Genomic DNA, 24841 nt, shown 5'->3' with positions numbered 1-24841 from the left:
TGGGTCAGGCGACGTGTTCCCGGTAGCGCGTCAGGGCGAGGTCGAAGACCTGCTGGCCGGGCGCGTCCCACAGGTCCTGGTTGAAGATCTCGACCTCGACCGGACCGTCGTACCCGGCGGCGTCGCACGCCTCGCGCAACCGGCGCAGCTCGATCGAGCCGTCGCCCATCATGCCGCGGCCGAGCAGGTTGTCGGCCGGCAGCGGCGTCACCCAGTCACTCACCTGGTAGGAGCAGATCCGGTCGCCGGCCCGCTCGATCTGCCGGTACACGTCGGCGTCCCACCACAGGTGGTACGCGTCCACGACCACGCCGACCTGCTCGACCGGGAACTGCTCGGCCAGGTCGAGTGCGCCGCTGAGCGACGAGACGACGCAGCGGTCGGAACAGAACATCGGATGCAGCGGCTCGATCGCGAGCCGGACTCCGCGCTCGGCGGCGTACGGGGCGAGCTCGGCGATGCCGTCGCGGATCATCCCGCGGGCGCCGTCGATGTCGCGTGAACCGGGTGGCAGGCCGCCGCTGACGAGGATCAGTACGTCGGTGCCGACGGTGGCCGCCTCGTCGATCGCGCGGCGGTTGTCCTCGATCTTCGCCTGCCGCTCGGCGGCGTCAGTCGCGGTGAAGAATCCGCTTCTGCACAAGGAGGAAACGCGCAGCCCGGCGTCGGCGACGAGCTTCGCCGCGCGCTCGACGCCGTACTCCTGGATCGGCTCGCGCCATAGGCCGATCCACTGCAGCTCGGCTTTGGTGCTGGCGGCAACTACATCTTCCAGGGGCCAGTACTTCGTTGTTGCCTGGTTCAAGCTGTAGCGGTTCACGCGTCGACTCCGCCCACGATGAGCAGCTTGCGGAAACGGTCGACTGCCAGCTCGGGCGAGGTCAGTACGCCGGCCGCGTCGGCGAGGCGGAACGTGTCGGCGAGGTGCGGCAACGACCGGCCGGTCTGGAGTCCGCCGACCATCCCGAAGCCGGGCTGGTGGCCGTTAAGCCAAGCCAGGAAGGCGATTCCGGTCTTGTAGTAGTAGGTCGGTGCCGAGAAGATCTGCCGAGCCAACGGCACGGTCGGCGCGAAGATCTCCTCGTACTTCGTCAACTCACCGTCGTCGAGCGCCTTGAGCGCGGCGGCCGCGGCGGGTGCGATCGCCGCGAAGATGCCCAGCAGCGCGTCGCTGTATCGCTCGCCGTCGCCACGAATCAACTCCGGATAGTTGAAGTCGTCCCCGGTGTAGAGCCGGACACCCTCCGGAAGCCGCTTGCGCAAAGCAACTTCTTTATTTGCATCCAGCAACGAAACCTTGATGCCGTCGACCTTGCTGGTGTTGTCGTTGATCAGCTCAACCACCACATCAGCCGCGGCATCGAGCGACCCAGCACCCCAATAACCTTCCAACGCCGGATCGAACATCGACCCGAGCCAATGCAAAATCACCGGCCGAGACGACTGCCCGAGCAGCCGGTCATAAACCTTCCGATAGTCATCCGGCGAGCCAGCAGCAGCACACAACGCCCGACTAGCCATCAGAATCGGCTGGGCCCCGACTTCCTCCGCCAGCGCCAACTGCTCCTCGTAGGCAGCAATCACGGCATCCAAGGGATGCACCCCGGCCGGCAGCTGGTCGGTGCCGACTCCCACGGCGATCCGCTTCTCCGAAGCGGAGGGCGCGCCTGAAGCGCCGAGGGCATCGGAGGCGACACCGTCGGCAACGCCAAAGGCGGCAGGGGCGCCGGGAACGCCAGCGCCAGCAGAGCCGAGGACATCAGGTGCGCCCGCGGCGCCCGAAGGGCGCGAGGAGGCGGGGGCGCCACCGGTCGCCTCGCCGTGCCCGCCGCCGCCCGCTTCTCCCGCACCGCCCGCGCCGGCGCCGCGGAGCGGCGCCTCGGCGGCTGAGCGGCGGATCAACTCTTGGGTGGCGGGCCAGTCGAGGCCCATGCCTCGTTGGGCTGTGTCCATGGCTTCTGCTACTGACAAGCCCAGGGACCAGAGGTGGTGGCGGAAGCCGAGGGTGTGGTCCCAGTCGATGGCTGCGGGGGCGCCTGGGGAGTTGTCGGCGAGTGGGTTGGAGACGACGTGGGCTGCCGCGAAGGCGAGTCGGCTGGTGGCCGGCTCATAGGTGCCGTGGGCAACCGGCGTACCGGTGAGCTGGTAGCTCTCCAGTCCGCCGTCACCGGTCGGCAGCCGCAAGGACAGACTCATGCCTTCGCCTCGATGTCGAGTGCCGGGACCTCCAGTTTGCGGCCTTCGCGCCAGGACTGCAGACCGAGCTCCGCGAGCTGCACGCCCTTGGCGCCCTCGACGAAGTCCCAGGTGAACGGTGCGTCGTCGACGACGTGGCGCAGGAACATCTCCCACTGCACCTTGAAGCCGTTGTCGAACACCTCGTTGTCCGGCACCTCGGACCACTGGTCGCGGAACGAGTACTCCGCGGGGATGTCGGGGTTCCAGACCGGCTTCGGCGTCGCGGAACGGTGCTGAGCCCGGCAGTTGCGCAACCCTGCGACCGCGCTGCCCTCGGTCCCGTCGACCTGGAACTCGACCAGCTCGTCCCGGAACACCCGCGTCGTCCAGGACGAGTTGAGCTGCGCGATGATGCCGCCCTCCAGCTCGAAGACGCCGTACGCCGCGTCCTCGGCTGTCGCGGTGTAGGGCTGACCCTGCTCGTCGTACCGGGTCGGGATGTGCGTGGCGCCCTGGCAGTAGACCGACTTGACCGGCGCGAAGATCTGGTCGAGCACGTACCGCCAGTGGCAGAACATGTCGACGACGATGCCGCCGCCCTCCTCGGCCTTGTAGTTCCAGGCCGGGCGCTGCGCCTCCTGCCAGTCGCCCTCGAACACCCAGTAGCCGAACTCGCCGCGCACCGACAGGATCTGGCCGAAGAACCCGCCGTCGACGAGCCGCTTCAGTTTGCGGAGGCCGGGCAGCGAGAGCTTGTCCTGGACCACACCGTTCTTCAGACCCGAGTCGCGAACCAGCCGGGCCAGGTCGACGGCCGCATCCAGACCCTCCGCGATCGGCTTCTCGCAGTAGATCGCCTTGCCGGCCTCGACCGCGGCGCGGACGCCCTTCTCGCGCAGCTGGGTGAGCTGCGAGTCGAAGTAGATTTCCACATCCGGCTCGGCCAGCGCCTCGGCGAGGTCCGTGGTCCAGCGGCTCAGGCCGTACTTGTCGGCGATGTTCTTCAGCTTGAGCTCGTTGCGGCCGACCAGGATCGGCTCGGGGATGATCATCGACCCGTCCGCGGCGGGGATACCACCCTGCTCGCGGATGGCCACGATGGAACGCTCCAGGTGCTGGCGCAGGCCCATCCGGCCGGTGACGCCGTTCATCACGATGCCGACGCGTCGATCGTTCACTGTGCTACCTCTCTTCGGCGCAGCGGCTGCGCGGGGTGTGGGGCGGGGGTCGGTGCAGTCGGAACCGGCGAGGCATCGTCGGTACGCCGGTGCGCGCGCGGCGGCGTCATGGCCGCTCACCCACGTCGTAGATGTCGAGCCGGCCGCACATGCCGTGGCGGCCGTACTCGGTCGGGGCGGGGAGTTGGTGCAACTCGGCCGTCTGCAGATGTGGCGCTCTGCCGGCCTCGAGGGCTTCCAGCGCGGCGCCGGTCTCATCGGCCAGGCGGCGGGCGCCTTGCTCCCAGCGGCGTCGCCAGTCGGCGAGTTGCGGCTGGACGATCCGGATCGCGGCCTCGTAGAACGCATCGAGGGCCGACGGGCCATCGGCGGAGTAGGCGTCCCGCAGTACGGCGAAACCCTCGAGCGCGAGGTCGCGGCGAGCCACCGCGGACGGCGTACGGGCCTCGCCTTCGCCGGTGAGCGTGGTCGCCTTCAGGTACGTCTCGCGGTCGGTGAGGTGCTCAGGCGGGAGGGTGAGGACGGCGTCGCCCGCCTCGGGGAGGCCGGAGTTCGACATCAGGGTGAGGATCTGCAGATCCCCGCCGTTGATCAGCCGGTGGATCGTGCCGGGGTCGAACCAGACGACCGTGCCGGGCTGCAATGGCGTCTCGGTGAAGCCCTTCGGGTTGAGCGTCTGGACCGCGCCGGAGCCGGCGATCACGTAGTACCCCTCGGAGCAGGCGAGGTGGACGTGCGGGGTGCCGCCGACGAGTCCGTCGGGCGCCTCGATGTCGTACACCGACAGTCGCGAGATGCCGATACCGCCGGGTAGGGCCGCTGCCGGGCCGTACTCGCACATACTCGCCTCCTCGGTCGCCTGGGAAAGGGCTTTCCAAGGCTTGTGAGCGCAACCTTAGGTGGGCCGTCACGGCGAGTCAACCTGTGGGGAAGTCGACCGGAAAGCGATTGCAGGCCGATTCCGGACAGCACGCCGTGGAGTGCGTGCGAACTGGCCGATGGGGTACGGCGAGGCGATCGGCGTTAGCGTCGTTGACAGACGACGAAAGGAGCACGGTGGCCAAGCGCGGCAAGCCCGTGTACCGCACGACCCAGGATCCCGCCGACGCGTCGGCACCCGAGGACGCGGGCGCGCAGGAGCGTCGGAATCCGGGGTCGCCGGAGGGTGGGAATGGGCGGCGAGTCGCGCAGGAGACCCGCAACGGAGACGCCCCCGAGGACGCCGGATTGCGGAGCGTCGTCGAGGCCGTCGACGAACTCGGGCTAGGCGGCGGCGCACGAGTAGCCGACGACACGGAGCCGACTGGTGCTTCGGAGGATGGCGCGGAGGTGGGCGACGCGGCCGGATCGCGGGCTGCTGGTGTTGGGGTGGAGCGGCGGCGGGGGGAGCGGCGTGGGGGGAGTGCGGGGGATCGGCGGCGGGGGGAGCGGCGGGGTGGGGTGGATCGGCGGTTGGGGGAGGTGGCGCAGGAGGAGTTGGTGACGGGGGAGCAGTCCGTCGACGAGTTGTCGGCTGAGTTGCGGGCGGCTGAGGAGCAGGCTCGGGATGCGCAGCGGGAGCTTTACCGGACTCTTGATCTGGCGCTCCGGATCGGCGAGGTGGTGCTGTCCAGCGGCGCCGGTACTGCGGACGCGACGGCAACGATCCTCGGTGTGACGGCCGCCGCCGGACTGCGCGGCTGCGAAGTCGACATCACCTTCACCTCGATCGCGATCTCGTACCAGGAAGCGCCCGACGTCGCGCCGGAGACGCACATGCGCGTCGTCCGGTACCGCGGTCAGGACTTCTCCCGCCTGACCGCCGTCGACCAGCTGGTCCGCCGGTTCGCGCGAGCCGAACTGACCCGCGAGGAGGCCAGCCGCGAGCTCGCCCGGATCGTGTCGGCAGGACCGCCGTTCCCACGCTGGAGCTCAGTCCTCGCCTGGGGCGTGATGGCCGGCGGCGCCACCCTGTTGCTGGGTGGTGGCTGGCTGATCACCCTCGTCGCCGTACTGACCGCGATCGTGATCGAACTCAGCAACCGCTGGTTCAACCGCCAACGCCTCCCCGCGTTCTACCAACAGGTGGCCGGCGCATTCGTCGCCACCGCCGTCGCCCTCATCCTGTACGCCGTCCACGCGCCGGTGAAACCGTCGTTGGTAGTTGCCGCCGGCATCATCATGTTGCTGGCCGGCATCGCCCTCACCGGTGCGGTCCAGGATGCGATCACCGGGTACTACGTGACCGCTGCCGCCCGCAGTCTCGAAGCGATGCTCCTCACCGGCGGCATCATCGCCGGGGTCAGCCTGGGCATCAGTCTCGGCATCAAACTCGGTCTCCCGGTCGCGATCGAGGCGCAAACCATCCAGCTCGCGAACCTGCCGATCATGGTCGGCTCGGGAGCGCTGATGGCCGTCGCGTTCGCCTACGCGTCGTACGCGCCGCTGCGGGGACTCCTGCCGGTCGCGGTGGTGGGTGGAGTGGGCTCGCTGGTCTTCACGTTGATGTCGCGAGCGGAGTTCGGCCCGGCGTGGTCGACCGCGGCCGCCGCGTTCGTGGTCGGCCTCGGTGGCTACTCCCTCGGCCGTCGCTCCGGCGTACCGCCACTCGTGGTCGTCGTCTCCGGCACGGTCCCACTGTTGCCAGGTCTGACGATCTACAAGGGCCTGCTCGAGCTGATGAGCCTCGGCAACCTGATCGGCATCGTCTCCCTGGCCACAGCAGTCGCGATCGGAGTAGCCCTCGCCTCAGGCGTCATCCTCGGCGAGTACGTCGCCCAACCCATCCGCCGCGAAGCCCGTCGCCTGGAAGACCGCCTAGCCGGCCCACGCCTAGTAGGCCCCCGCCGCCCCATCCGCCAACGCAAAGAACGCTCCCGCTCCCACCGCACCCGCCGCAACCGATCGACCTAGGCGCTGGCTAGCGGAGTTCTTCGAGGATTACGTCGTCCAGTTGTAGCCAGGTGTCTTGGTTGTAGGCGAAGAAGCCTGTGTGGAGTTGGAGGAGGGACTCGGGGCCGCTGGTGAACTCGAGGCTTACCTGCGTGTACTGCGGATGCGCGCCGCCGGTCTTCTGGGCAAGGGGTTTGCCGCGGAGGGTGCGGATGCCGAGAGAGGTTTCGGTGTTGTTGTCGGCGGTGCGGATCCAGGCGGACAGGCGGTAGCGGTGATGGGGGCGTACGGCAACGTTCTGCTGGAGCTGGTGGGAGCCGATGGAGCCGCGGAGATAGGCGTTGTTCTTGCCGGTGTGGGCGAGGTCGGTCTTGTCGACGCCTCCGGTGCCGTTGAGTTGCCACGGTGGTGAAACCGTCGCTCCGGTCTGTCCTTCGAAGCCGGGATCGCTGACCAGGTTGGTCTTCAAACCGTCATCGGTCAGCTTGGTGCGCATCAGGTACACGTTGTACGGATCCCACTGCGACATCGTGAAGTAGAGATCCTCCCCGGACGACCAAGGATGCATGTACGTGCCGTAGAGGCCGGGAAATTCGGTGCTCCGGGCAACTACCTGCTGACCCGACCAGGGGCCGGTGAGAGACGCGGCAGAGCGCAGTACTACGGAAGCGCGATGCTCGTCGAGGTACATCATCAGCCACTTGCCGAGATGTGCGTTCCATTGCACGGACACCTCGCTGACCGGGCCTATCGTGATCGGTACTGCGGCGTCTTCGCGGTTCGACCAGGTCCTGCCGTCCCAGTAACGCCAGGAGCTCTTCGACATCACAAGCTTCTCCGGTACGCGGGCCAGGTGCGCGTTGCCGAATCGGCCGTTCGGCGTACCGATCATGTAGACGTAGCCGGCCGATCGGACCAGTGCGCTCATCTGGAAGTTGCTGTTCCAGGCGGCGGTGTTCTTCCAGATCGCTTTCGGGTCCTTGGTCCATGTTTCGCCGTTGTCGTCGGAGTACGCGAAGCCGGCGTGGTTTGTGTACCAACTGCCGGCCGGCCCCCAGTGGTTGACCGACATGTAGTGCACGTACTGCCGGCGGCCGACGGCGATTCCCGCGGTCGGGATGACAGTGTGCTCGTCGCGGTCGATCTTCTTGCAGTCGAGGAACTGCTTGGCATGGCCGGGGCGGTCTTCGGCCGCGCTGTCCAAAGTCATACCGTCCGCGAGGTTGCGATCCTTGCTGCGGAACAGCAGGTTGCACCGCCAGTCGAGCGTCGCCGGATCACCCGCACCGCCACCCGGCCCGGTCCACCCGCTGCCGTAGCTGTCGCCGAACGCAGTCAGGATCTCCCCCGACCCGTTGTCCCAGAGGATGCCGAGATCCGTTGCCTTGAGCTGAAACCTCGCCTCGGTGTCGTTGATCGAACCCGGCCCGGTGAGCTTGGCAACCCGCTCGGCCAGCGAAGGCGCAACCTGAGCGGCCGCCGCCCGGCCCAATACCGATGCCTGGGCGGGTGGTGCCGGGTCGCCCGGCAACACTGCGGCGGCGAGCAGCAACGGCAGGATCAGAACCAATCGCTTCGGCATGCGCAACTCCTCGACAGTCACCTAGCGCGTGGGAAATCGATTTCTCGGGCTTACGCTAGCCAGCCCAGCACCAAGGGTCAACAGCTCGACACTCAGCAGGTCCGAGCGGGCCGCCGAGGCATCGCCGGGCTGGGTCGGTCGCTCTTAGGTGCGGAGGGATTGTTCGAACGCGTCTGCCGTTTGGGTGGCGGCGTCTTCTTCTTGGAGTAGGGCGGCCATGTCGGCGGCTCGCTGGCGGGGGCCGTTGGCGAGCATGGGTTCCAGGGCGGCGAGCAGGGTTGGCTCGCTCAGTTCGGTGAAGCGGAGGGCGCTGCCGACACCCATTCGCTGGAGTTGAGCTCCCCAGAACGGCTGGTCGGCGAAGACGGCGCAGACCACCGTCGGGAGACCGGCCCGCAACGAGGCTGCCGACGTACCGGCGCCGCCGTGGTGGACGGCTGCGCGGCATCGCGGCAGTACGGCGTCGTGGTCGAGGTTGCCCACGACGCGAACCATGCTGTCGTTCGCAGTACCGGCCTTCAGGGTGACGAGGGCGCGAACGCCGAGCAGGCCGGCGACTTTCTCGATCATCGCCAGCGCGGCATCCGGCTCCAGGACAGGCATGCTGCCGAAACCGAAGTACACAGGCGGTTCTCCGGCGTCGAGCCAGGCATCGAGCTCCGGATCGACGGGCTCACTCAGCAAGATGCGCTGCTCTGGTGAAGGCGACAGGAAACCGGTCAGCGGCCGACGGTCGTCCCACTCCATCAACTCCGGTACTACGTGCCGGCTGTACGCCTGGATTTCCAGCGCGCCGGTCTTCTCCAGCCGTACGCCGGTCGGCTCGGAGGTTGGCGAAAGACCGAGGCGGGCCCGGAGTTTGTTGACGAGAGGTTCGAAGACCGGCCAGTTGGCCTTCTCCACTTGGGCGTAGGTGGACAGGTTGACCGCGGGCGAGAAGATCTCGGTCGAGACGAGCAGGTGCGGGAACGCGCTGTTGCGGCGGATCGGCGCGTGGTACACCGACGCGTAAGGGATGCCGGCGGCCTCCGCGACCACGATGGCCTCGAGTTCGGTCGCAGTACCGGAGATGAGTACGTCGGCGCCTGCGGCCAGGTCGATCAGGTCGGCGTGCAACTGGTCGGCGGTGCGGTGCTTGTGGTCGATCAACCAGTGCACGTAGGAATGGAAGTCACCGGCGGCCAGCCACTGCTGCCCTTCCTCCGACTCCAGGAAGTCCCGGGCGCTGACCCGCAGGTCGACCGTGCGAAGACCGAGCGCCTGCCCGATCCAGACCAGGTCGGAACACAGCCCGAGTGTGACGTCATAGCCGCGCGCGGCAAGCTCCGCCCCGAACACAGCCATCGGTAACGCGTCCCCACGGCTACCCATCCCCAGCATGACAACTCGCATCGCGCCCACCCCTGAGCCCTGGTACGCCACCAACCGGCCTACGAACCCCCGATGCTAAGCCGCCCAAGGTCCCCCCGTCGCCGCCCTGCCCACCACCCGGTCATGCTGGCCGGACTCGGTTGTGCGGGCCGGACACAGAAGTGCGTCGCACTCAGTCGTGCCTGCGCTGCCCGGCGGTGCGTTGTGCCCGATTGTGCTGGGGGGCGTTCGTGGGTGTTGGATCTTCGGGGGTGGTAACCCAGGGCTGTGATTTACTGCGGGTGGTGCGATTCCAAGGTGTGGCGGTGGGGAGGGATCCCTGGTCCGCCGGCTTCGCGTGGTGCGGAGTGACCCGGGTGTCACCGGGGCCAAGCGGTGATACCCCGCTCCTGCTCGGATCCAACCGGGTCCCTGGTTGATCTGGTGCCTGGTCGGCACCCTCCTTCACCCAGAGGTAGGAACGTATGTTCACAGGGCGTATCGAGACCACCGCGACCATTGCCGAGGTCCGCGAGGAGTCCCTGCGGGTCACCGTCGACCCCGCCGTCCCGCTCGTTGCCGGCGGCGCCGTTTGCCTGGACGGCGTCCGGCTCACGATGCAGTCGGCCCAACCGGGCGAGCTGGTTGCCACCGTCACCGACGAAACGCGCCGGCGTACCACTCTCGACCGCGCCACCCCCGGTACTCCGGTCCACTTCGAGCTGCCCCTGGCGGCCGGTGACCGGATCGACGGCCACCTGGTCCAGGGACACGTCGACGGCGTCGGCAAGGTACTGCGTATCGACGGCGAACCGAGTGGCCGGCGCGTCTGGATCAAGCCGGCCGAGCGGTTGCTGGCCCGTCTGGTGGCGAAGTCCTCCGTCGCGCTGAACGGAGTGAGCGTGACAGTGGCCGAAGTACTGAAGGATCGCTTCTCGGTGGTGCTCGTGCCGACCACCTTGCAGAAGACCAATCTCGACGCGCTCGTCGTGGGCGACCGAGTCAATATTGAGAGTGACCTCCTCGCGCGGATGGGGCGGGAAGGGCATGGGCCCGCGCTGCTCGACGCGGTGGCGCGGTTGCCTTGGGCGGGCCACCTCAGCGGGCCGGTCGGAGTACAGAAAGTCGTTGCTCAGTTGGCCGCCGGCGGTGGGGTCGTGGTGTGGGATCCGACGCTGGAGGGTGAGGGCGATGTGGTTTTCGCGGCCGAGCGGTTCCGGCCGGAGTCGATGACGTTCCTGCTCACCCAGGCTTGTGGGCACACGACGATCCCTTGTGCGCCGGAGGTGCTGGAGCGGTTGGAGATTCCGCGGATGCCGGGTGAGGGCGATCGGCAGGGGACGCGGATGCATGTTCCGGTCGACTTGGCGTCGTTGCCGGGGACCGGTGTGAGTGCGGCCGATCGGGCTGCGACGATTCGGCGGCTGGCGTCGCCGGACGCAGTACCGGAGGACTTTCTGCGACCTGGGCATGTCTTTCCGCTGGCGGCGCGGGCGGGGTTGCTGGGTGAGCGTGGCGGGCATACGGAGGCGACGGTTGCGCTGTGTCTTGCAGCCGGGCTGGCGCCGGTGGGCGTTTGTTGTGAGGTGATGCGGCCGGACGGGGTGATGGCGGATGCGGTCACGTTGGAGCAGTTCGCGTTGCGGTGGGAGCTGCCGATGATCGACGTCCACGACCTGACCCGGTGGCTGTGAATGCGAGGCGTTGACCTGTACGACGATCCTGCGTTCCTGACCGGGTATCGGGAGCTGAGGCGGGAGAAGCGTGGGTTGAACGACGAGCTGGAGATCCCGGCGATGGCGGGGCTTCTGCCGGCGGTGGATGGGTTGCGGGTGATCGACCTCGGCTGTGGTGAGGGCGGCCTCGCAGTACGGCTTGCAGAGGCTGAAGCGGGCGGTGCTGCTGAGGTGCTGGGGGTTGATGCGTCGGCGGCGATGCTGGCGCGAGCGGTGGCGCATCCGCGGGTGCGGTATCAGCGGGCGGATCTTGCGGACTTCGAGCTGCCTGCCGCTTCTGTGGATCTGGTGGTGAGCAGCCTGGCGTTGCACTACGTCGAGGATTTCGAGGAGCTGGTTGGACGGGTGGCGGCTTGGTTGGTGCCCAGCGGGTGGTTCGTGTTCTCGGTCGAGCATCCGGTAGTGACCGCGCCGCTGGTGGAGGGGACGCTGGACGACTACGCGGATGAGGGGCCGCGGCAACGAACCTGGTTCGGTCGCCCGGTGGTGAAGTATCACCGGACGCTCGCGACGACGCTGGCGACGCTGCAGCGGCACGGATTCTCGCTACAGGCTGTGCAGGAACCACTGCCGACCGAGGCTCAGGTGGCAGCCCATCCCCACCTCGCCATCCATAGACGCCGGCCACCTCTGCTCCTCGTCTCGGCCCGGCTCGCCGCGAACTGAAGCACCCTTCGGTGACTCTTCGGGCGGTGAGACGTTAGAGTTACTGGCGAGAAACATCGGCCTGCTATCGCTGGGTCATGGCCCGGCGGGCTCGGAGGATCGACGTGGCACTGGGTAGGACGTCCCCGCGGGACCTGCCGCTGTTCGCGGATCTGTCCGGCCGGGAGATCAAGGACATCTTCCGGGCCGGCGAAGAGGTCTCGGTTCCGGCCGGCTGGTCGCTGATCCTGGAGCAGACGCCACCCGACGCGGCGTACCTGATCCTGAGCGGGACGGCGGCGGTCCGGGTCAAGGGTGAGGAGATCGCCGAGCTCGGCCCGGGTGACATCGCCGGTGAGGTCGCGGTCCGGCAGAACCGGTTGCGCACAGCAACCGTCACGGCGAAGTCCCGGCTGCAGTTGCTGCACTTCACCCGGGAGAAGTTCGACGACCTGACCAACCGCCTGCCCAACTTCCGCAACGCCATAGACGCCACCATCGCCGAGCGCCGTGGCCCCCAACCCACCTGATCCCGCGCCGCCCGCGCGGCCGCCGGACGGAAAAACTCCGGACCAGCCAGATTTCCTGGAGATTCAGCAGGCTTTTGAGCGGGCGTTGTTGGGTGGGGAGCGGAAGTTCACTCGGATCGAGGTCTCTGAGCGGGCTGGGGTTTCGCGGGCGCGGGCCGAGCGGATGTGGCATGCGCTGGGGTTTGCGACCGTGCCGGATGACGAGATCGCCTTTACCGACGGCGATGTCGAGGCGCTTCGGCTGGTTGCGGCGTTGGAGGATGACGGGTTCATCGATCCCGCGGTCGAGTCGTCGCTGGCGCGGAAGCTTGGGCAGACTCAGTCCCGGCTGGCCTCCTGGCAGTCGGCGATGTTTCTTGAATTGCTGGCCGGATCCGAGCTGCCCGGTGACGAAGCGGTCGAGCTCGCCTCTTTGTTGCTACCGGCAATGGAACGTCTGCAGACCTACGTCTGGCGACGGCACCTGGCTGCCGCGGCCGGGCGTGCGATGGCTGGGTCCGACGAGTTGTCCCGTGGCATCCGGGTGGTCGGGTTCGCCGATATCGTCAGCTACACCAGGCTGACTAGGCGGCTGTCCGTCGTTGAACTGGGCAACTTGATCGAACGCTTCGAAGGCCTGGCCGCCGACGTGGTCGCGCTGAACGGTGGCCGCATCATCAAGTCGATCGGCGACGAGGTCCTCTTCGTCACCGACACCCCAGCGCAGGCCGCTGCACTCGCACTGGCCCTGCAGGACGAGGTCGCCGCGGCAGGCGACCTGCCCGAGCTCAGGATCGGTCTGGCGTACGGCACCATCCTGATCCGCCTCGGCGACGTGTACGGCGAGGTCGTCAACCTGGCGTCCCGGCTGACATCCGAGGCCAAGCCCGGTCGCGTGCTGGTCGACCGTGAGTTGGCTGCCGCGCTGGACGGCCATCCGGCGTACCGGCTGCGTCGGCTTCGGCGCGTTTCCGTTCGGGGGTACCACCACCTCACGCCGTACGCTCTCCAACGCGCCTCAAGCCATGACTGACGCCTCAGGGACAATGGTCGGGTGCATGAGATTTCAACAGCTGGGGAGCTGGCGTCCATAGCCGACGGGGATCCACTGATCGTGTGGGCCGGGCAGGGTGAGGTGGGTGGCCGAGTCAGAGCCTGGTACTCCGGTGACGCGGTCGCGGTGGCCACTCCCGAGTTGTCGAAGTTCAATCGCCTGACGGTCCGCGGGCCGGTCGATGGCTTGGCGCCGCTCGTCAGGAGCGCACTTGTCGAGGTGGGACCGGGTTTCCGGCTGTTCGGTGAGGAGCCGCTGATCCGCGAGCTGGTCGAGCGGATCCCCGAGCTGTCGTTCGTCGCGGCCTTCGGGTGGATGGAGACCAGGGTCATGCCGGCCCGGACCACCACTGCCACTTGGCTGGACGGCGACAGCGGAGTACAGGAGCTGCTGGACGAGGCTTCGCCGGATTCGTTCGCGTGGCCGAGCACTCCCGGCGTACTGCGGTGGGCGGCTGTCCTTGGTGAAGCCGGCGAGTTGCTGAGCATCGCGGCTGACGCTTGGAGTGCTCCCGAGATCGGGTTCATGGCCGGGGTGGCGACCAGGCCGAGTGCGCGGGGGCAGGGGTTGTCGCGACAGGTCTGCACCTTCGTGACGGCCGAACTCATGAAGCGGCACGGGCAGGTGGGGTTGATGGTCCACCACGACAACGAGCCCGCGATCGCTGTGTATCGCAAGCTGGGCTACACGTACCGCGAGGTTGCCGCGGCCAGCGTGTAGCCCAGATTTCGGTCAGTACGGGTCGCCGTGACCCTTGTGCCGGGAGGCCGATCAGCGCGTGGGTGTGATCGTCAGGGTCGCGCCGGGCTTGCCCGGCGTCGTTGGCTTCCCGCTGGGGGTCGGGGTCTCGCTGGGAGTCGTGCTCGTCGGGCCGGCGGAAGGAGCGCCGGACGGCGTACCGGACGGTGTGCCCGACGGCGGGACGGTGGCGGGGGCCGGTGGCGGTGCGAACGGCGCCTTGTCGGTCTCCTTGCAGTTCTCCGCGTCGGTGTAGCCGTCGGAGTTTTCCACCACCGTGGTCAGCGGGAACGCGTTGCTGACCGTGTCCCGGGTGCCGTTCTCGCCGTAGGTCGTCGCGCAGTTCAGCAGCCGCAGGTTGACCGGGTTGCCCTCTTGGTCGTACAGGCGTGCCTTCAGCGGCTTGCCCTGATCGTCGAACGGGTAGATGTTTTCGATCGGCTTCCCGTCCAGCGTCAGACCGGTCGGGCTGGCGTAGCTGTTGCCGTTCGTGTCCCGGTAGTCGTTGCTGTACGGCGAGCCGTCGTGCCAGTAGCCGGTGAACCCGAAGGCCAGCCAGGCCGGGACGATGATGGCGGCGACCAGGTTCAGCGGTACGACGTACCAGAGCCAGCGGCGGTCCTGCTGTGTCCTGCGGCCGATCCAGACTGACACGGCGGCCCCGGCCAGCGCGCCGACCACAGCGACGGCGGACGCACCGGACATGCCGAACAGCACGCCGCCGCCAACCAGGCCGCGGGCGACCCACCAGACCGGCTGACCGATCGTGACGAGCTCGTGCCGCACGTTCGGCGGGATCTGGTCGACCATGCTGCGGATGGACTCGGCGGCCTTGCTGCCCCTGGAGGTCTGCAACACAATGCCCGGATCGGCGCCGTGCAGCGCTCGCACACCCAGGTACGCCGCGCCGCCCAGCAGGACCAGGCCGATGAACCCGAAGAACACCGTCTCCCCGGTGCCGTTGAGCAGGCCGATGAGCAGGAAGAACGGTCCGACGACCGCGGCCACGATGCCCCAGGTCAACGCGGTCTCGGCGCCGGTCTTGACCTTCGGCGGCGCCGTGCGGGGTGGGTATCCGGCGGCGGTGCGCAGCTCGTCGGCGTACTGGCGGGGAGTGCCGAGGCGCTCCTGCAGCGCGGCGGCCGTCGGCTCCTCCTCGAACTCGGCGGCTACCTCGGTCAGGTGACCCGTGACGTCTTCGAGGACGTCGGCCAGCTCACCCGGCGGCAGGTCGCTCAGCTCGGCCCTGACCTGTGCCAGGTAGGTTGCGACCGGTCCGGTCAGAGTGCTGTTCACGCCGCCTCCTCCTCGAGCAGCAACACCGACATCGTGTCGGCGAAGTGGTTCCACGTCTTGGTGGACTCGGCGAGCAGATCCAGGCCGGTCTTGTTCAGCCCGTAGTACTTGCGATGCGGGCCTTCCTCGCTGGGCTGCACGTACGAGGTCAACGCACCGGCCGCGAACAGCCGCCGCAACGTCCCGTACACCGAAGCATCCGCGACATCCTCCAACCCGGCCGCCCGCAACCGGCGCAGTACGTCGTAGCCGTACCCGTCCGCGTTGCGCAGCACCGCCAGGACAGCCAGATCGAGCACGCCCTTGAGCAGCTGACTCGGGTCCATCGCCTCCACCACCTCCGCTAGGTGCACCGCAAGACCGGACCCCTCAGACCGGCCCTGCGGTGCTCTGCCGACCACACTACTACACACTGTGGAGTACTACGCAATGCTGTTTGACCGCGGTGCGTGACGGACCGGTCGGTTGGCGGTTCCCCCGCGCGGCCTCCGACGCCCGCTCCTGCGTCGCGTGCTCGTTCGAGCGCTCCCACCCGCCCGGTGTTTTGCGCTCCTGCGTCGCGCGGATTGACCACGGTGGTGGCCGGCCTGGTGTGTGTGCCAAGCGGCTGGTGGTTGGGTGGCCCCACGCGCTCTCCGACGCCCGCTCCTGCGTCGCGTGCTCGTTCGAGCGCTCCCACCCACCCGGTGTTTGCGCTCCTGCGTCGCGCGGTTCAACCGCGGTGGTGGCTGGCCTGGTGTGCCACGCGGCTGGTGGTGGGTTGGGGTGCCCCGCGCCGGGATGCGTGGTGCGGTGTGCGGGCTAGAGCCTGGGCACCGGTGGCAGGGGGATGGGTCAGTCTGTTGCGGGTTGTGGGGTGATCCAGCTGGTGAGTAAACGGAGGCTGTCGGCGGTGGGGGAGCCGGGCTCGACCTGGTAGACGCAGAGGGTCTGTTCGGCGTCGCCCGGGACCTGGAACGACTCGTAGGCGAAGTGCAGTTCGCCGGCGACCGGGTGGTGGTAGGTCTTCGCGCCGTGAGTCCGGCGCAGGACGCGGTGGTCGTTCCACCAGCGGGTGAACTCAGGTGACTGCAGGGTGAGTTCGCCGACGAGATCGGCGAGTTGCCGGTCGTTCGGGTGGCGGCCGGCTTCGAGGCGGAGCATTGCGACTGTCTCGGCCGCGATCCGCTCCCACTCGCCGACTCGCTCGCGGGCCTCGGGATCGAGGAGGTAGTACCGGGCGAGATTGCGGCGGGTCGCCGGCATCGCGTCGAAGTCGGTGAGCACCTCCCGGGCGAGCCGGTTGGTCGCCAGTACGTCGGTACGCCGCCCCAGAATGAACGCCGGCACGTGGTCGAGCGTCTGCAGCATCAGATAGAGACCGGGCCGGACGCGCTGCGGACTGGCCGGCGTACGACGGGCAGGTGTTGGCCGGGCGAGCAGATCACTCAGGTGCTCGCGCTCGACCGCGTCCAGCTGCAGTGCGCGGGCGAGAGCGTCGAGCACCTCCGCCGACGGGTTGCCGGCCCGTCCCTGCTCGAGCCGGGTGTAGTACTCCGTACTGACTCCCGCCAACCGGGCAACCTCGTCGCGACGCAGGCCGGGCACGCGTCGGGTACGCCCATCCTCGGGTAAGCCGGCCTGGTCGGGCGAGATGGCGGCTCGTCGCGAGCGCAGGAAGTCGGCGATCTCGGTACTACGTTCCATGCCTCCAGTGTGATCGAGCGTCGTACTCGATCCACGCGGCTGGGTAGCCCTGGCAGTACCAGCCTCGCCGATGCCTGCCTGGGCAGGGCCTGCTCGAGCGCTCAAAACGCCTTCAGGAACTGGTGTTCTGGACGTGCCGGCAGTCGCCGGACCATCTGAAGCTGAAAGGTAGAACTCACATGTCCATGCACGAACTCGCCAAGCCCCTCGCCGGTCGCGTCGCCGTGATCACCGGTGCCTCGAGCGGTATCGGCGAGGCCGCCGCCGAACACCTGGCAGCGCTGGGAGCGACCGTCGTCGCCCTGGCTCGCCGGGCGGATCGTTTGGGTGACCTGGTGACTCGGATCGAGAAGGACGGCGGGACGGCCCTGGCGCTGGCGGTCGACGTTACCGACGCCGCGGCTGTGCAGGCCGCGGCCGATCGGATCGCTGATGAGCTGGGCGGCGCGGATCTTCTCTTCAACAACGCCGGCGTCATGCTGCCCGCGCCGATCGAGGAGCGCGCCACCGAGCAGTGGCAGCGGCAGATCGACCTCAACATCAGCGGTCTGATGAACGCGATCGGCGCGTTCACGCCACAGCTCGTCGCGGCCGCGGCCGAGCGCGGTGTGGCGGACCTGATCAACACCTCGTCGATCGCGGCACAGAACATCTTCCCGACCTTCGCCGTGTACTCCGGCACCAAGGCCTACGTCAGCCACCTGTCCCGTCACCTCCGCGCTGAGCTGGGGCCGAAGAAGGTCCGGGTCTCCGCCCTCGAGCCCGGCATTGTCGGCACCGAGCTGCAGAGCCACGTCACCGATGAGGGCGCGCTGGAGTGGCTGGACGGGTCCAAGCAGACGATGGAGTGGCTGACCCCGGACGACGTCGCCCAAGCGGTCGGCTTCATCGCCACCTTGCCCCCGCGGGTCAACCTCCAGCAGCTCACAATCATGCCAACGGGCCAAACCAGCTGACCACCAACCGAACGGCCTACTACGCCGAGCGGCGGTGGTGGGGTGTTCCCCACGCGCCCTCCGACGCCCGCTCCTGCGTCGCGTGCACGTTCGACCGCTCCCACCCGCCCTGCGCTTTGCGCTCCTGCGTCGCGCGGAACTGACCACGGTGGCGGGTGAGCCCGTTCGGAGGGCGGAACCTGGTGGGCTCTGTCCGCGCAACCGTGCGATGCCGCCTTCTCCGTCGGCGCTGTGCTGTGGCTACGTCGGGATGGACGGACGGTCGGGCAATCCACCGATTGGCCAAGCTGGCTGGTGTTCTGAGCCTGCGGTCCGGGTCAGTTGTGTGCCGATGGACAGGAGGTGGTGCCCGAATTCTGGCCGGCGATCCGGTCCGTGAGCGTGCCGGTCCGTCTGCATGCGGAGTATCTCCTGTCGTTCGGCACACAGTCACCGCACGTTCGACCGATCCGGACATCGCTCAGCCGCGGAACTGCCGCCGCCCACCGATGCGGCTCCTCACCACCGTGGTCGATCCCCGCGCGACGGAGGAGCGCAAAGCGCCGGGTGGGTGGGAGTGGTGGACGAGCGCGCGACGTAGGAGCGGGCGTCGGAGGCTGCGGTGGGTGACCGCGTCAGCTGCCGGCTGGCGAGGCGGCGGGCGGGTTGGGTGAAAACGATCAAGTTTGGGGGGTGGGTTGGCGGCAGAGTGGAGGTATGAACTCCACGGATGTGTTTGCCGGGTTCGTCGCCGCGGTGGCGGAGAGTCTGGATGAGCCGAAGGCTAGTGGTGGGGACCTGGCGGGGCGGGTGCATTTGTCGCGGTCGCATTGTGATCGGGTGATTGCGGCCGCGGCCGGCGAGTCGCCCTCTGCTTTCAGACGGCGGTTGTTGCTGGAGCGGGCGGCGTACCGGTTGCTGGCCGGGGGTGCCGGGGTGCTCGAGTTGGCGATCGAGGCCGGGTACGGGTCGCATGAGGCGTTCACTCGGGCGTTCGTGCGGGCGTTCGGGATGTCGCCGCGGGAGTGGCGGCGGGAGTCGTCGCGGCGGTTCTTTCTGGCGGCGCCCAGTGGAGTTCATTTCCAACCACCGGCAGGTCTTCGCCTGCCTGCGCAGAAGGAGACGAGAGGGATGGACGTACTGGTCAGGATGGTCGAGCACCACGTGTGGCTCACCGGCGAGCTGATCGAGCGAGGCGGCCGGTTGCCGGCCCCGGAGCTGGACAAGCCGATCGAGATGTCGGTGGAAGGGATCGACGACGACGTGTCGATCCGGTACCTGCTGGATCGGTTGGTCTGGCAGGAAGAGATGTGGCTGGCGTCGGTGGAAGACCGGCCGTTCCAAGTGCCGGAGTGCGGGCGTGAGGTGACCACGCCGATCGCCGAATTGCGCAGTCGGCATGCGGATGCGGGTTCGCGCTTCGTGGCGCTGGTGAACCAGTTGAACGAGGAGGGCCGCTTCGACGACAGCTTCGTCGACACGACCTGCGAGCCGCCGCGCGTGTTCAGCTACGGCGGAATGGTCGCGCACGTGCTGACCTTCGCCGCCCACCGCAGATCACTACTGGTCGGCGCGTTCGCCAGCGCGGGAATCGACGACCTCGGCTTCGGCGATCCCATGCACTTCGTCGCCGACGGCGCACCCAGCTGAGGTGCTAGCTGGCGAACTGGGAGGTTCCGAGGACCCGGAGCATGGAGAGGCGGGTGACGTCTTCTGAGCCTGGGGCGGGGGTGTAGATCAGGAGGCGCTGGTTCTCGGTGGGGGTCAGGAGGGTTTCGATCTGCAGGGTGATCGGGCCGATGATCGGGTGGTCGACGCGGAGTTGGGAGTGGCGGCAAGCGACAACTTCGTGCAGTTGCCAGAGGTCGGCGAAGAGGGGACTGGTTCGCAGCAGCCTCTGGATGAGCTCGGTGGAGGCGGCGTCGTTACCGCGGCGGGTGGCGGCTGAGCGGAGGCTGGCGACCTGGTAGTGGTCCAGCTCGTCCAGTTCTTCGGCCGGGTACGGCGCGCGCATCGAGGGCTCGGTGAACCAGCGCCAGACGTAGTTCCGCTCGCCTTCGCGGATCGAGCAGATCGTGCCGAGCAGAGCGTCGGCGATCGCGTTCTGGGCGAGGACGTCGCCGAGGTCGTTGAGGATCTGGGTCGGTGTCTCCGTCAGTTCGTCGAGCACCCGGAGCAGGCCCGGGCTGATGTGGTCGTCACCTGGCCGGGCGGCCGGCGGGCGATGGCCGGCCAGCAGGTAGAGGTGGTCGCGCTCCTCGTCGGTCAGCCGCAAGGCCCTGGCCAGCGACGCCAGGATCTGGGTCGAAGGTTGTGGGCTGCGGGCCTGCTCCAGCCGCATGTAGTAGTCGGCGGACATGCCGGCCAGTTGCGAGACCTCCTCGCGCCGCAGGCCCGGCGTACGGCGGCGGGGGCCGGTGGGCAGGCCGGCCTCTTGCGGGCTGATCCGTTCGCGGGAGCGGCGCAGGAAGTCGGCGAGCTGGCGGCGGTCCATGCGTTCCATCATGACGGGCGCCCGGGCGGCGACCAACCGTCAGCCTAGGGTTGTCGATCCTAGGGAATCCGGTCCGCTCCTCAGGTCGCCGGCCGGCTGGCACCTTCGTCGAAGTCAGCTCGAAACGACGGGAGCACGAAGATGTCGAAGGCAATCAGGTTCAGCCGGCACGGTGGAGTCGGCGTACTGGAAGTGGCCGACGTGGCCCAGCCGCAGGCCGGTCCGGGCGAGATCGTGGTGGCGGTGCGCGCGGCCGGGATCAACCCGCTGGACTCGGCGATCCGCGAGGGGGTGATGCAGAGCGTCTACCCGGTTGCGGCGTACCCGAGTGGACAGGGCCAGGATTTCGCCGGCGTGATCGACGAGGTCGGGCCGGACGTGGTGACGTTCGAGGTGGGCGATGAGGTGCTGGGGTTCCTGCCGGCGCCGGGAGCCGCGCAGGCGGAGTATGTCGTTGCTTCGATCAACCAAGTTGTCGCCAAGCCGGCCGGCGTTTCGTGGGAGATGGCAGGTGGGTTGTACACAGCCGGTGCTGCGGCCTACGCGGCGGTACGAGCGGTGAGGCCGACGCCGGGTGAGACGGTGGTTGTCGCCGGAGCGGCTGGTGGTGTTGGATCGGTCGCTGTGCAACTGGCTCGGCGTACTGGGGCGAAGGTGATCGGGATCGCCGGACCGGACAAGCATGCCTGGCTGTCGGCGCACGGCGTCACTCCGGTTGCTTATGGCAATGACCTCCGGAAGGCGCTGGGTGCTCCGGACGCCCTCATCGATGCCTTCGGCAACGGCTATGTCGACTTGGCGATCGATCTCGGGGTGCCGCCGGAGCGGATCAACACCGTGATCGACTTCGAGGCCGCCGCGAAGCACGGCACCCGAGCCGACGGCTGCCTGGCGGTCGATGCCCCGCAGGTGCTGACCGAGCTGGCAGCGCTGCTGGACAAGGGAGAACTCGAGGTGCCGATCGCCGCGACGTACTCGCTGGACCAGGTCCACGAGGCGTTCGCTCAACTCGAGCAACGCCACACCCTCGGCAAGATCATCCTCCGGCCATAGTCGGCGAGTGGGCCGCAGCTGCTTGGGCAACCCAACCGGCGCCGGCTAGCAGGCTCGGGTGCTCACAGGGTGCTCGCAGGGCGGTCGCAACGCGACGGAGGGGTCAGCTCAGGGGTGCTACTCAGGCCGCGCAAGTCAGCGAGACCGGCGAGCCCGCCCTGTGGTCGAACCCGCGCGACGAAGGAGCGCAAAGCACCGGGTGGGTGGGAGCGGTCGAACGAGCACGCGACGGAGGAGCGGGCGTCGGAGGCTGCGTGGGTGCTTGTCCGGCCGTCAGTTCTTCGGGTCGCGGAGGTTGGGGCGTTCGGTGGGGGTGTTGATGGTGACTTCGAGGGGGGCGGCGTTGGCGGTGGGCGGGGTGATCTTGCCGACCGTGATCGGGAGGTTCAGTTTGCTGTTGGCCAGGTCGATGTCGATCGTGGCGCCGGTGTCGTTCGGGGTGGTCCATTCGGTGTCGCTCAAGGTCACCGCGAGGCCGAGTACGCGGCCCTTCGGGATGATCTCGTCCTGGGCTCGGAGCGGCACGGTGACGGTTGACCACTTGCCGGGCGTGAGCGGCTCCGGCTTGGCAGTTGAGTTGCTGTGCGCGGCGTCGATCCAGCCTCGGCTGACCATGCCGTGGTCGGTCTTCGCGGTCTGCTTCTCGACGGTGAAGTAGCAGGCGTCGTCGTAGTCCACGCTCGCACCCTCGCAGGTGGAGTTGGTGGTCCGGCTGATGCCGGAGTACCGCTGGGCCTCGCCGTACTCGACCAGGCGTGCGGTCACCGGCGTGGTCGAGGCGTCGGCCTTGATCCGAAGCGTCACCGTCGGGGTGCCGCTGACCCGAATCGCTGCCGGTAGCGGTGCGGACAGGAACATCTGCCGTCCGGCGATCTGCTCCGACGGGGTGGCGACGATGTCGTCCTCGGTCAGCGACGGCTCGTCGGTGATGGTGACGGAGCCCTTGCCGAACACGCCGAGCTTGCCGGCCGACAGCGGGACCGGCACGGTCTTCTGGGTGGCCGGCCAGGTCTTGTAGTTCGCCCACACGTCCGGCGCGGTCTCGACGGTCGCGATCGGCTCGCGCATCACGTTGTTCTGCAGGCCTTGCAGCCAGTAGTCGAACCACTTGTGCAGTTCGCCGACCCACTCCTTGCGGCGGAACTCGAACGGGTCGACGTGGTCTTCCAGGCCGAGCCAGATCTTGCGCGGCACCTTGTTCTTGCCGAGCGCGTTCCACCACTGGGCGAAGTGGTTGGTCTGGACGTTGTAGTCGCTCAGGCCATGCGTCACGAAGACCGACGCCTTCACCTTGCCCGCGTCCTTCAGGTAGTCGCGCTCGGCCCAGAAAGCGGTGTAGTCGCCGGTCTCGTCGTCGTCCTGCTCACCCAGGTCGGCGCGGACGGCCGCGCAGGCCGGCGTCTTGTGGCCGACGTAGTCGCCGAGCCAGGGCATGTAGTCGACGGAGTACGGGACGCCGCCGGAGCGGGAGTAGTCGTACCACGAGGAGATCGCCGAGATCGGCACGATCGTCTTCAGTCCTTCGACCCCGGTCGCGGCGACCCCGTTGGCCAGCGTGCCGTCGTACGACTTGCCGATCATGCCGACCGAGCCGGTGGTCCAGCCGGCGGTGACCGGGTCGCCGTCGCCGGTGTGGGCGGTGTTGCGGCCGTTCAGCCAGTCGATCACCGCGACCACCGAGGCGATCTCGTCCTTGCCGCCGACGTCACCGCAGCCGGTGGAGCGGCTGGTCCCGACCACGTCGACGCCGACCACGGCGTACCCGCGCGGGACGAAGTAGTTGTCGTAGTACAGCGGCATCTTCTGGATGACGCCGTTCTCGTCGTAGGTCTTCTTCTCGCCCTCGTTGCCGCGGCCGCAGCAGGAGAAGTACGGCGAGGCGTCCATGATGACCGGGATCTTGCGGCCGGCGGCGGCGGTCTCGCGGGGCCGGACGATGTCGACCGCGATCACGTCGTTGGTGCCGTCGGAGTCGGTGTCCATCGTGGTGTCGACGTAGACGGACTCGCGGATCGCGTTGGCGTAGTCGTAGACAGGCTGCGTACTGCGCGTGCGCTGGTCCACGTTCGACGGTACTGCGGCCGCCGTGCGCTCCTGAGTGCGCTCGCCGGGGCCAGTGGCCTGGCTGCTCGCCTGACCTGAATCCTGGGCCGCGCCCTGGCCCGAACCGTGCGTCGGAGGCGTCTGATTGCCCGGCGCGGAGCTCTCCAGCGCGGATCCCTGCCGGGCCGGGAACACTCCGCTGGCATCGTCCGGCGCAGGCGCGGCTGCCGCGGTACCGGCGACGGTACCCAGGCATATCAGCGCGGCGGACGATGCCAGGAGAAGGCTCCTGGCGCGGACGGTCGTCATGGCTGGGAAGGCTAGTCATTCCAGCGCCGCAAAGCCAGGTTCTGGAGACTTTGCTGCCTACATCACTGCCACGCACGGTGATGATCGGGCCACTTCCGATAGTGTGACCGCCACCCAGGGGGAGAGCACAGAAGGTGGGTACGGCGATGAACCTGCGAGCACCGGTCACACTGCTCGACGTGGCGCAGCGGGCGGGCGTGTCCGTAGCGACCGCCTCACGAGTACTGAACGGCGGCGACCGGGTGCCACGCCCGGAGCTGCAGGAACGCGTCCGGGACGCCGCCGCGGAGCTCGGCTACACGCCGAACGCGCAGGCGCAGGCGCTGGCGAAGTCGTCCACCAACGTGGTCGGCATCCTGGTCCACGACATCGAGGACCCGTACTTCGCGGCGATCGCGAACGGGGTGATGCGGGCCGCCGACGAGCGCAACCTGCTGGTGATGATGGCGAGCACGTTCCGTGACTCCGACCGTGAGATTGCTTACCTGTCCTCGTTGCGTGCCCAGCGCGCCCGGGCGGCGGTGATGATCGGCTCGCGCCGGACCGACGCCGAGGGACTGGCCCGGACGGCGACCGAGATCGAGACGTTCCTGAACTCCGGTGCGGGGCTCGCCCTGGTCAGCCAGTCCGGTATGCCGGCCCACACGATCGAGCCCGACAACCGGGCGGGCGCGGCCGAACTGGCCCGGTCGCTGGTGGGTCAGGGGTTCCGCAAGTTCGGCGTACTGGGTGGGCCGGACGGGCTGGCGACGGCGCGGGACCGGCGGGACGGGTTCGTCGAAGGGCTGGCTGAGTCAGGGCTGGAGCCGGTCGCAGTACAGGCTGGGGACTTCACGCGGGACGGTGGTCATGCGGCCGCGCTGGAGATCATCGCCGGCAAGGCGGATCTCGACTGCTTGTTCGCCGTCAACGACGTGATGGCGGTCGGTGCGATGTCGGCGCTGCGGGCCGAGGGCATCGACGTACCGGGGCAGCTCGGCGTGGCCGGGTTCGATGACATCGCGACGCTGCGGGACGTCTGGCCGGGGCTGACGACCGTGCGGCTGCCGCTGGAGCAGATGGGTCGCCGGGCGCTGGAGCTGGCGGTCGAGGGTGGCGAGCCGCGGACCGAGACGTTCCCGGCCGAGGTCGTCCTGCGGGAGAGCACCCAGCGGCGCTGAGCCGGGAATCGGTGAATATGCTCG

Annotated in this window: 21 protein-coding genes; 10 read left to right on the top strand and 11 right to left on the bottom strand. The window is 68.4% G+C overall.

Features of this window, described 5'->3' with window-relative positions; all coding sequences use genetic code 11:
* Nucleotides 1-4: 4 nt before the first annotated feature.
* The 4 genes from AB0F51_RS08415 to AB0F51_RS08400 all read right to left on the bottom strand — a co-directional run bounded on the left by AB0F51_RS08415 (nucleotide 5) and on the right by AB0F51_RS08400 (nucleotide 4197).
* Nucleotides 5-820: a sugar phosphate isomerase/epimerase family protein gene (locus AB0F51_RS08415; RefSeq protein ID WP_360276004.1), complete on the bottom strand. Its 816-nt coding sequence runs from the start codon at nucleotides 818-820 to the stop codon at nucleotides 5-7.
* A complete protein-coding gene (locus AB0F51_RS08410) occupies nucleotides 817-2196 on the bottom strand; it encodes a dihydrodipicolinate synthase family protein (RefSeq protein WP_360276001.1) in 1380 nt (459 codons plus the stop codon). Before AB0F51_RS08410 ends, AB0F51_RS08415 begins: the two co-directional genes overlap by 4 nt.
* Nucleotides 2193-3356 (bottom strand): Gfo/Idh/MocA family oxidoreductase, encoded by a 1164-nt coding sequence (locus AB0F51_RS08405; protein WP_360275998.1) that lies wholly within the window; start codon nucleotides 3354-3356, stop codon nucleotides 2193-2195. The genes AB0F51_RS08410 and AB0F51_RS08405 overlap by 4 nt, the downstream gene beginning before the upstream one ends.
* Before the next feature lie 106 nt (nucleotides 3357-3462).
* A complete protein-coding gene (locus tag AB0F51_RS08400) occupies nucleotides 3463-4197 on the bottom strand; it encodes a cupin domain-containing protein (protein ID WP_360275995.1) in 735 nt (244 codons plus the stop codon).
* A gap of 215 nt (nucleotides 4198-4412) precedes the next feature.
* Between AB0F51_RS08400 and AB0F51_RS08395 the strand changes: the two genes are divergently transcribed.
* The gene (locus AB0F51_RS08395) at nucleotides 4413-6248 is read left to right on the top strand and encodes a threonine/serine exporter family protein (protein ID WP_360275992.1); all 1836 of its coding nucleotides are present in this window, start codon (nucleotides 4413-4415) and stop codon (nucleotides 6246-6248) included.
* 7 nt (nucleotides 6249-6255) lie between these two features.
* On the opposite strand, the gene AB0F51_RS08390 is transcribed toward AB0F51_RS08395, so the two are convergent.
* Nucleotides 6256-7809, bottom strand: a complete 1554-nt coding sequence (locus tag AB0F51_RS08390; RefSeq protein WP_360275989.1) for a DUF4185 domain-containing protein — start codon at nucleotides 7807-7809, stop codon at nucleotides 6256-6258.
* Nucleotides 7810-7953: 144 nt separating this feature from the next.
* A complete protein-coding gene (locus tag AB0F51_RS08385) occupies nucleotides 7954-9201 on the bottom strand; it encodes a glycosyltransferase (RefSeq protein ID WP_360275986.1) in 1248 nt (415 codons plus the stop codon).
* A gap of 443 nt (nucleotides 9202-9644) precedes the next feature.
* Here AB0F51_RS08385 and AB0F51_RS08380 point away from each other — a divergent pair, with 443 nt between their 5' ends.
* The 5 genes from AB0F51_RS08380 to AB0F51_RS08360 all read left to right on the top strand — a co-directional run bounded on the left by AB0F51_RS08380 (nucleotide 9645) and on the right by AB0F51_RS08360 (nucleotide 13823).
* On the top strand, nucleotides 9645-10853 hold the full coding sequence (locus AB0F51_RS08380; RefSeq protein WP_360275984.1) for a riboflavin synthase: 1209 nt from the start codon (nucleotides 9645-9647) through the stop codon (nucleotides 10851-10853).
* On the top strand, nucleotides 10854-11561 hold the full coding sequence (locus AB0F51_RS08375) for a class I SAM-dependent methyltransferase (RefSeq protein WP_360275981.1): 708 nt from the start codon (nucleotides 10854-10856) through the stop codon (nucleotides 11559-11561).
* 104 nt (nucleotides 11562-11665) lie between these two features.
* Nucleotides 11666-12070 carry a cyclic nucleotide-binding domain-containing protein gene (locus AB0F51_RS08370; protein WP_360275978.1) on the top strand — a complete coding sequence of 135 codons (405 nt, stop codon included), beginning with the start codon at nucleotides 11666-11668 and terminating at the stop codon, nucleotides 12068-12070.
* A gap of 190 nt (nucleotides 12071-12260) precedes the next feature.
* Nucleotides 12261-13082 (top strand): adenylate/guanylate cyclase domain-containing protein, encoded by an 822-nt coding sequence (locus tag AB0F51_RS08365; RefSeq protein ID WP_360275976.1) that lies wholly within the window; start codon nucleotides 12261-12263, stop codon nucleotides 13080-13082.
* 21 nt (nucleotides 13083-13103) lie between these two features.
* Nucleotides 13104-13823: a GNAT family N-acetyltransferase gene (locus tag AB0F51_RS08360; protein WP_360275973.1), complete on the top strand. Its 720-nt coding sequence runs from the start codon at nucleotides 13104-13106 to the stop codon at nucleotides 13821-13823.
* A gap of 51 nt (nucleotides 13824-13874) precedes the next feature.
* Here AB0F51_RS08360 and AB0F51_RS08355 read toward each other — a convergent pair whose 3' ends face one another.
* From AB0F51_RS08355 to AB0F51_RS08345, 3 genes are all read right to left on the bottom strand, one after another.
* Nucleotides 13875-15137 carry a hypothetical protein gene (locus AB0F51_RS08355; protein WP_360275971.1) on the bottom strand — a complete coding sequence of 421 codons (1263 nt, stop codon included), beginning with the start codon at nucleotides 15135-15137 and terminating at the stop codon, nucleotides 13875-13877.
* Nucleotides 15134-15463 (bottom strand): PadR family transcriptional regulator, encoded by a 330-nt coding sequence (locus AB0F51_RS08350; protein WP_360275969.1) that lies wholly within the window; start codon nucleotides 15461-15463, stop codon nucleotides 15134-15136. Before AB0F51_RS08350 ends, AB0F51_RS08355 begins: the two co-directional genes overlap by 4 nt.
* A 508-nt stretch (nucleotides 15464-15971) precedes the next feature.
* Nucleotides 15972-16823, bottom strand: coding sequence for a helix-turn-helix transcriptional regulator (locus tag AB0F51_RS08345; RefSeq protein ID WP_360275966.1), 852 nt, complete (start codon nucleotides 16821-16823; stop codon nucleotides 15972-15974).
* A gap of 179 nt (nucleotides 16824-17002) precedes the next feature.
* On the opposite strand from AB0F51_RS08345, the gene AB0F51_RS08340 reads away from it, so the two are divergent.
* Both AB0F51_RS08340 and AB0F51_RS08335 read left to right on the top strand, forming a co-directional pair.
* Complete coding sequence (locus tag AB0F51_RS08340) at nucleotides 17003-17779, top strand: SDR family oxidoreductase (RefSeq protein WP_360275963.1); 777 nt, start codon at nucleotides 17003-17005, stop codon at nucleotides 17777-17779.
* 696 nt (nucleotides 17780-18475) lie between these two features.
* Nucleotides 18476-19408 (top strand): helix-turn-helix domain-containing protein, encoded by a 933-nt coding sequence (locus AB0F51_RS08335; protein ID WP_360275960.1) that lies wholly within the window; start codon nucleotides 18476-18478, stop codon nucleotides 19406-19408.
* A gap of 4 nt (nucleotides 19409-19412) precedes the next feature.
* On the opposite strand, the gene AB0F51_RS08330 is transcribed toward AB0F51_RS08335, so the two are convergent.
* Nucleotides 19413-20252 (bottom strand): helix-turn-helix transcriptional regulator, encoded by an 840-nt coding sequence (locus AB0F51_RS08330; RefSeq protein ID WP_360275957.1) that lies wholly within the window; start codon nucleotides 20250-20252, stop codon nucleotides 19413-19415.
* Between the two features lie 141 nt (nucleotides 20253-20393).
* Here AB0F51_RS08330 and AB0F51_RS08325 point away from each other — a divergent pair, with 141 nt between their 5' ends.
* Nucleotides 20394-21305 carry an NADP-dependent oxidoreductase gene (locus AB0F51_RS08325; protein ID WP_360275955.1) on the top strand — a complete coding sequence of 304 codons (912 nt, stop codon included), beginning with the start codon at nucleotides 20394-20396 and terminating at the stop codon, nucleotides 21303-21305.
* A 273-nt stretch (nucleotides 21306-21578) separates the two neighbouring features.
* Here the strand turns inward: AB0F51_RS08325 and AB0F51_RS08320 are convergent, their stop codons facing one another.
* Nucleotides 21579-23657, bottom strand: coding sequence for a Xaa-Pro dipeptidyl-peptidase (locus tag AB0F51_RS08320; protein WP_360275952.1), 2079 nt, complete (start codon nucleotides 23655-23657; stop codon nucleotides 21579-21581).
* A gap of 146 nt (nucleotides 23658-23803) precedes the next feature.
* On the opposite strand from AB0F51_RS08320, the gene AB0F51_RS08315 reads away from it, so the two are divergent.
* Nucleotides 23804-24817 carry a LacI family DNA-binding transcriptional regulator gene (locus AB0F51_RS08315; RefSeq protein WP_360275949.1) on the top strand — a complete coding sequence of 338 codons (1014 nt, stop codon included), beginning with the start codon at nucleotides 23804-23806 and terminating at the stop codon, nucleotides 24815-24817.
* Nucleotides 24818-24841: the final 24 nt, after the last annotated feature.

This window comes from Kribbella sp. NPDC023855 (assembly GCF_040639475.1).
Taxonomy (GTDB): Bacteria; Actinomycetota; Actinomycetes; order Propionibacteriales; family Kribbellaceae; genus Kribbella.
Note: the sequence above shows the minus strand (reverse complement) of the source record. Positions and strands in the feature narration are given on the sequence as shown.

Bases quoted from the DNA above. Each gene is read 5' to 3' on its own strand.
- AB0F51_RS08410 (WP_360276001.1), bottom strand. From the start codon at position 2,196: ATGAGTCTGTCCTTGCGGCTGCCGACCGGTGACGGCGGACTGGAGAGC.
- AB0F51_RS08400 (WP_360275995.1), bottom strand. From the start codon at position 4,197: ATGTGCGAGTACGGCCCGGCAGCGGCCCTACCCGGCGGTATCGGCATC.
- AB0F51_RS08390 (WP_360275989.1), bottom strand. From the start codon at position 7,809: ATGCCGAAGCGATTGGTTCTGATCCTGCCGTTGCTGCTCGCCGCCGCA.
- AB0F51_RS08385 (WP_360275986.1), bottom strand. From the start codon at position 9,201: ATGCGAGTTGTCATGCTGGGGATGGGTAGCCGTGGGGACGCGTTACCG.
- AB0F51_RS08380 (WP_360275984.1), top strand. From the start codon at position 9,645: ATGTTCACAGGGCGTATCGAGACCACCGCGACCATTGCCGAGGTCCGC.
- AB0F51_RS08375 (WP_360275981.1), top strand. From the start codon at position 10,854: ATGCGAGGCGTTGACCTGTACGACGATCCTGCGTTCCTGACCGGGTAT.
- AB0F51_RS08350 (WP_360275969.1), bottom strand. From the start codon at position 15,463: ATGGACCCGAGTCAGCTGCTCAAGGGCGTGCTCGATCTGGCTGTCCTG.
- AB0F51_RS08345 (WP_360275966.1), bottom strand. From the start codon at position 16,823: ATGGAACGTAGTACCGAGATCGCCGACTTCCTGCGCTCGCGACGAGCC.
- AB0F51_RS08340 (WP_360275963.1), top strand. From the start codon at position 17,003: ATGTCCATGCACGAACTCGCCAAGCCCCTCGCCGGTCGCGTCGCCGTG.
- AB0F51_RS08335 (WP_360275960.1), top strand. From the start codon at position 18,476: ATGAACTCCACGGATGTGTTTGCCGGGTTCGTCGCCGCGGTGGCGGAG.
- AB0F51_RS08330 (WP_360275957.1), bottom strand. From the start codon at position 20,252: ATGGACCGCCGCCAGCTCGCCGACTTCCTGCGCCGCTCCCGCGAACGG.
- AB0F51_RS08325 (WP_360275955.1), top strand. From the start codon at position 20,394: ATGTCGAAGGCAATCAGGTTCAGCCGGCACGGTGGAGTCGGCGTACTG.
- AB0F51_RS08320 (WP_360275952.1), bottom strand. From the start codon at position 23,657: ATGACGACCGTCCGCGCCAGGAGCCTTCTCCTGGCATCGTCCGCCGCG.
- AB0F51_RS08315 (WP_360275949.1), top strand. From the start codon at position 23,804: ATGAACCTGCGAGCACCGGTCACACTGCTCGACGTGGCGCAGCGGGCG.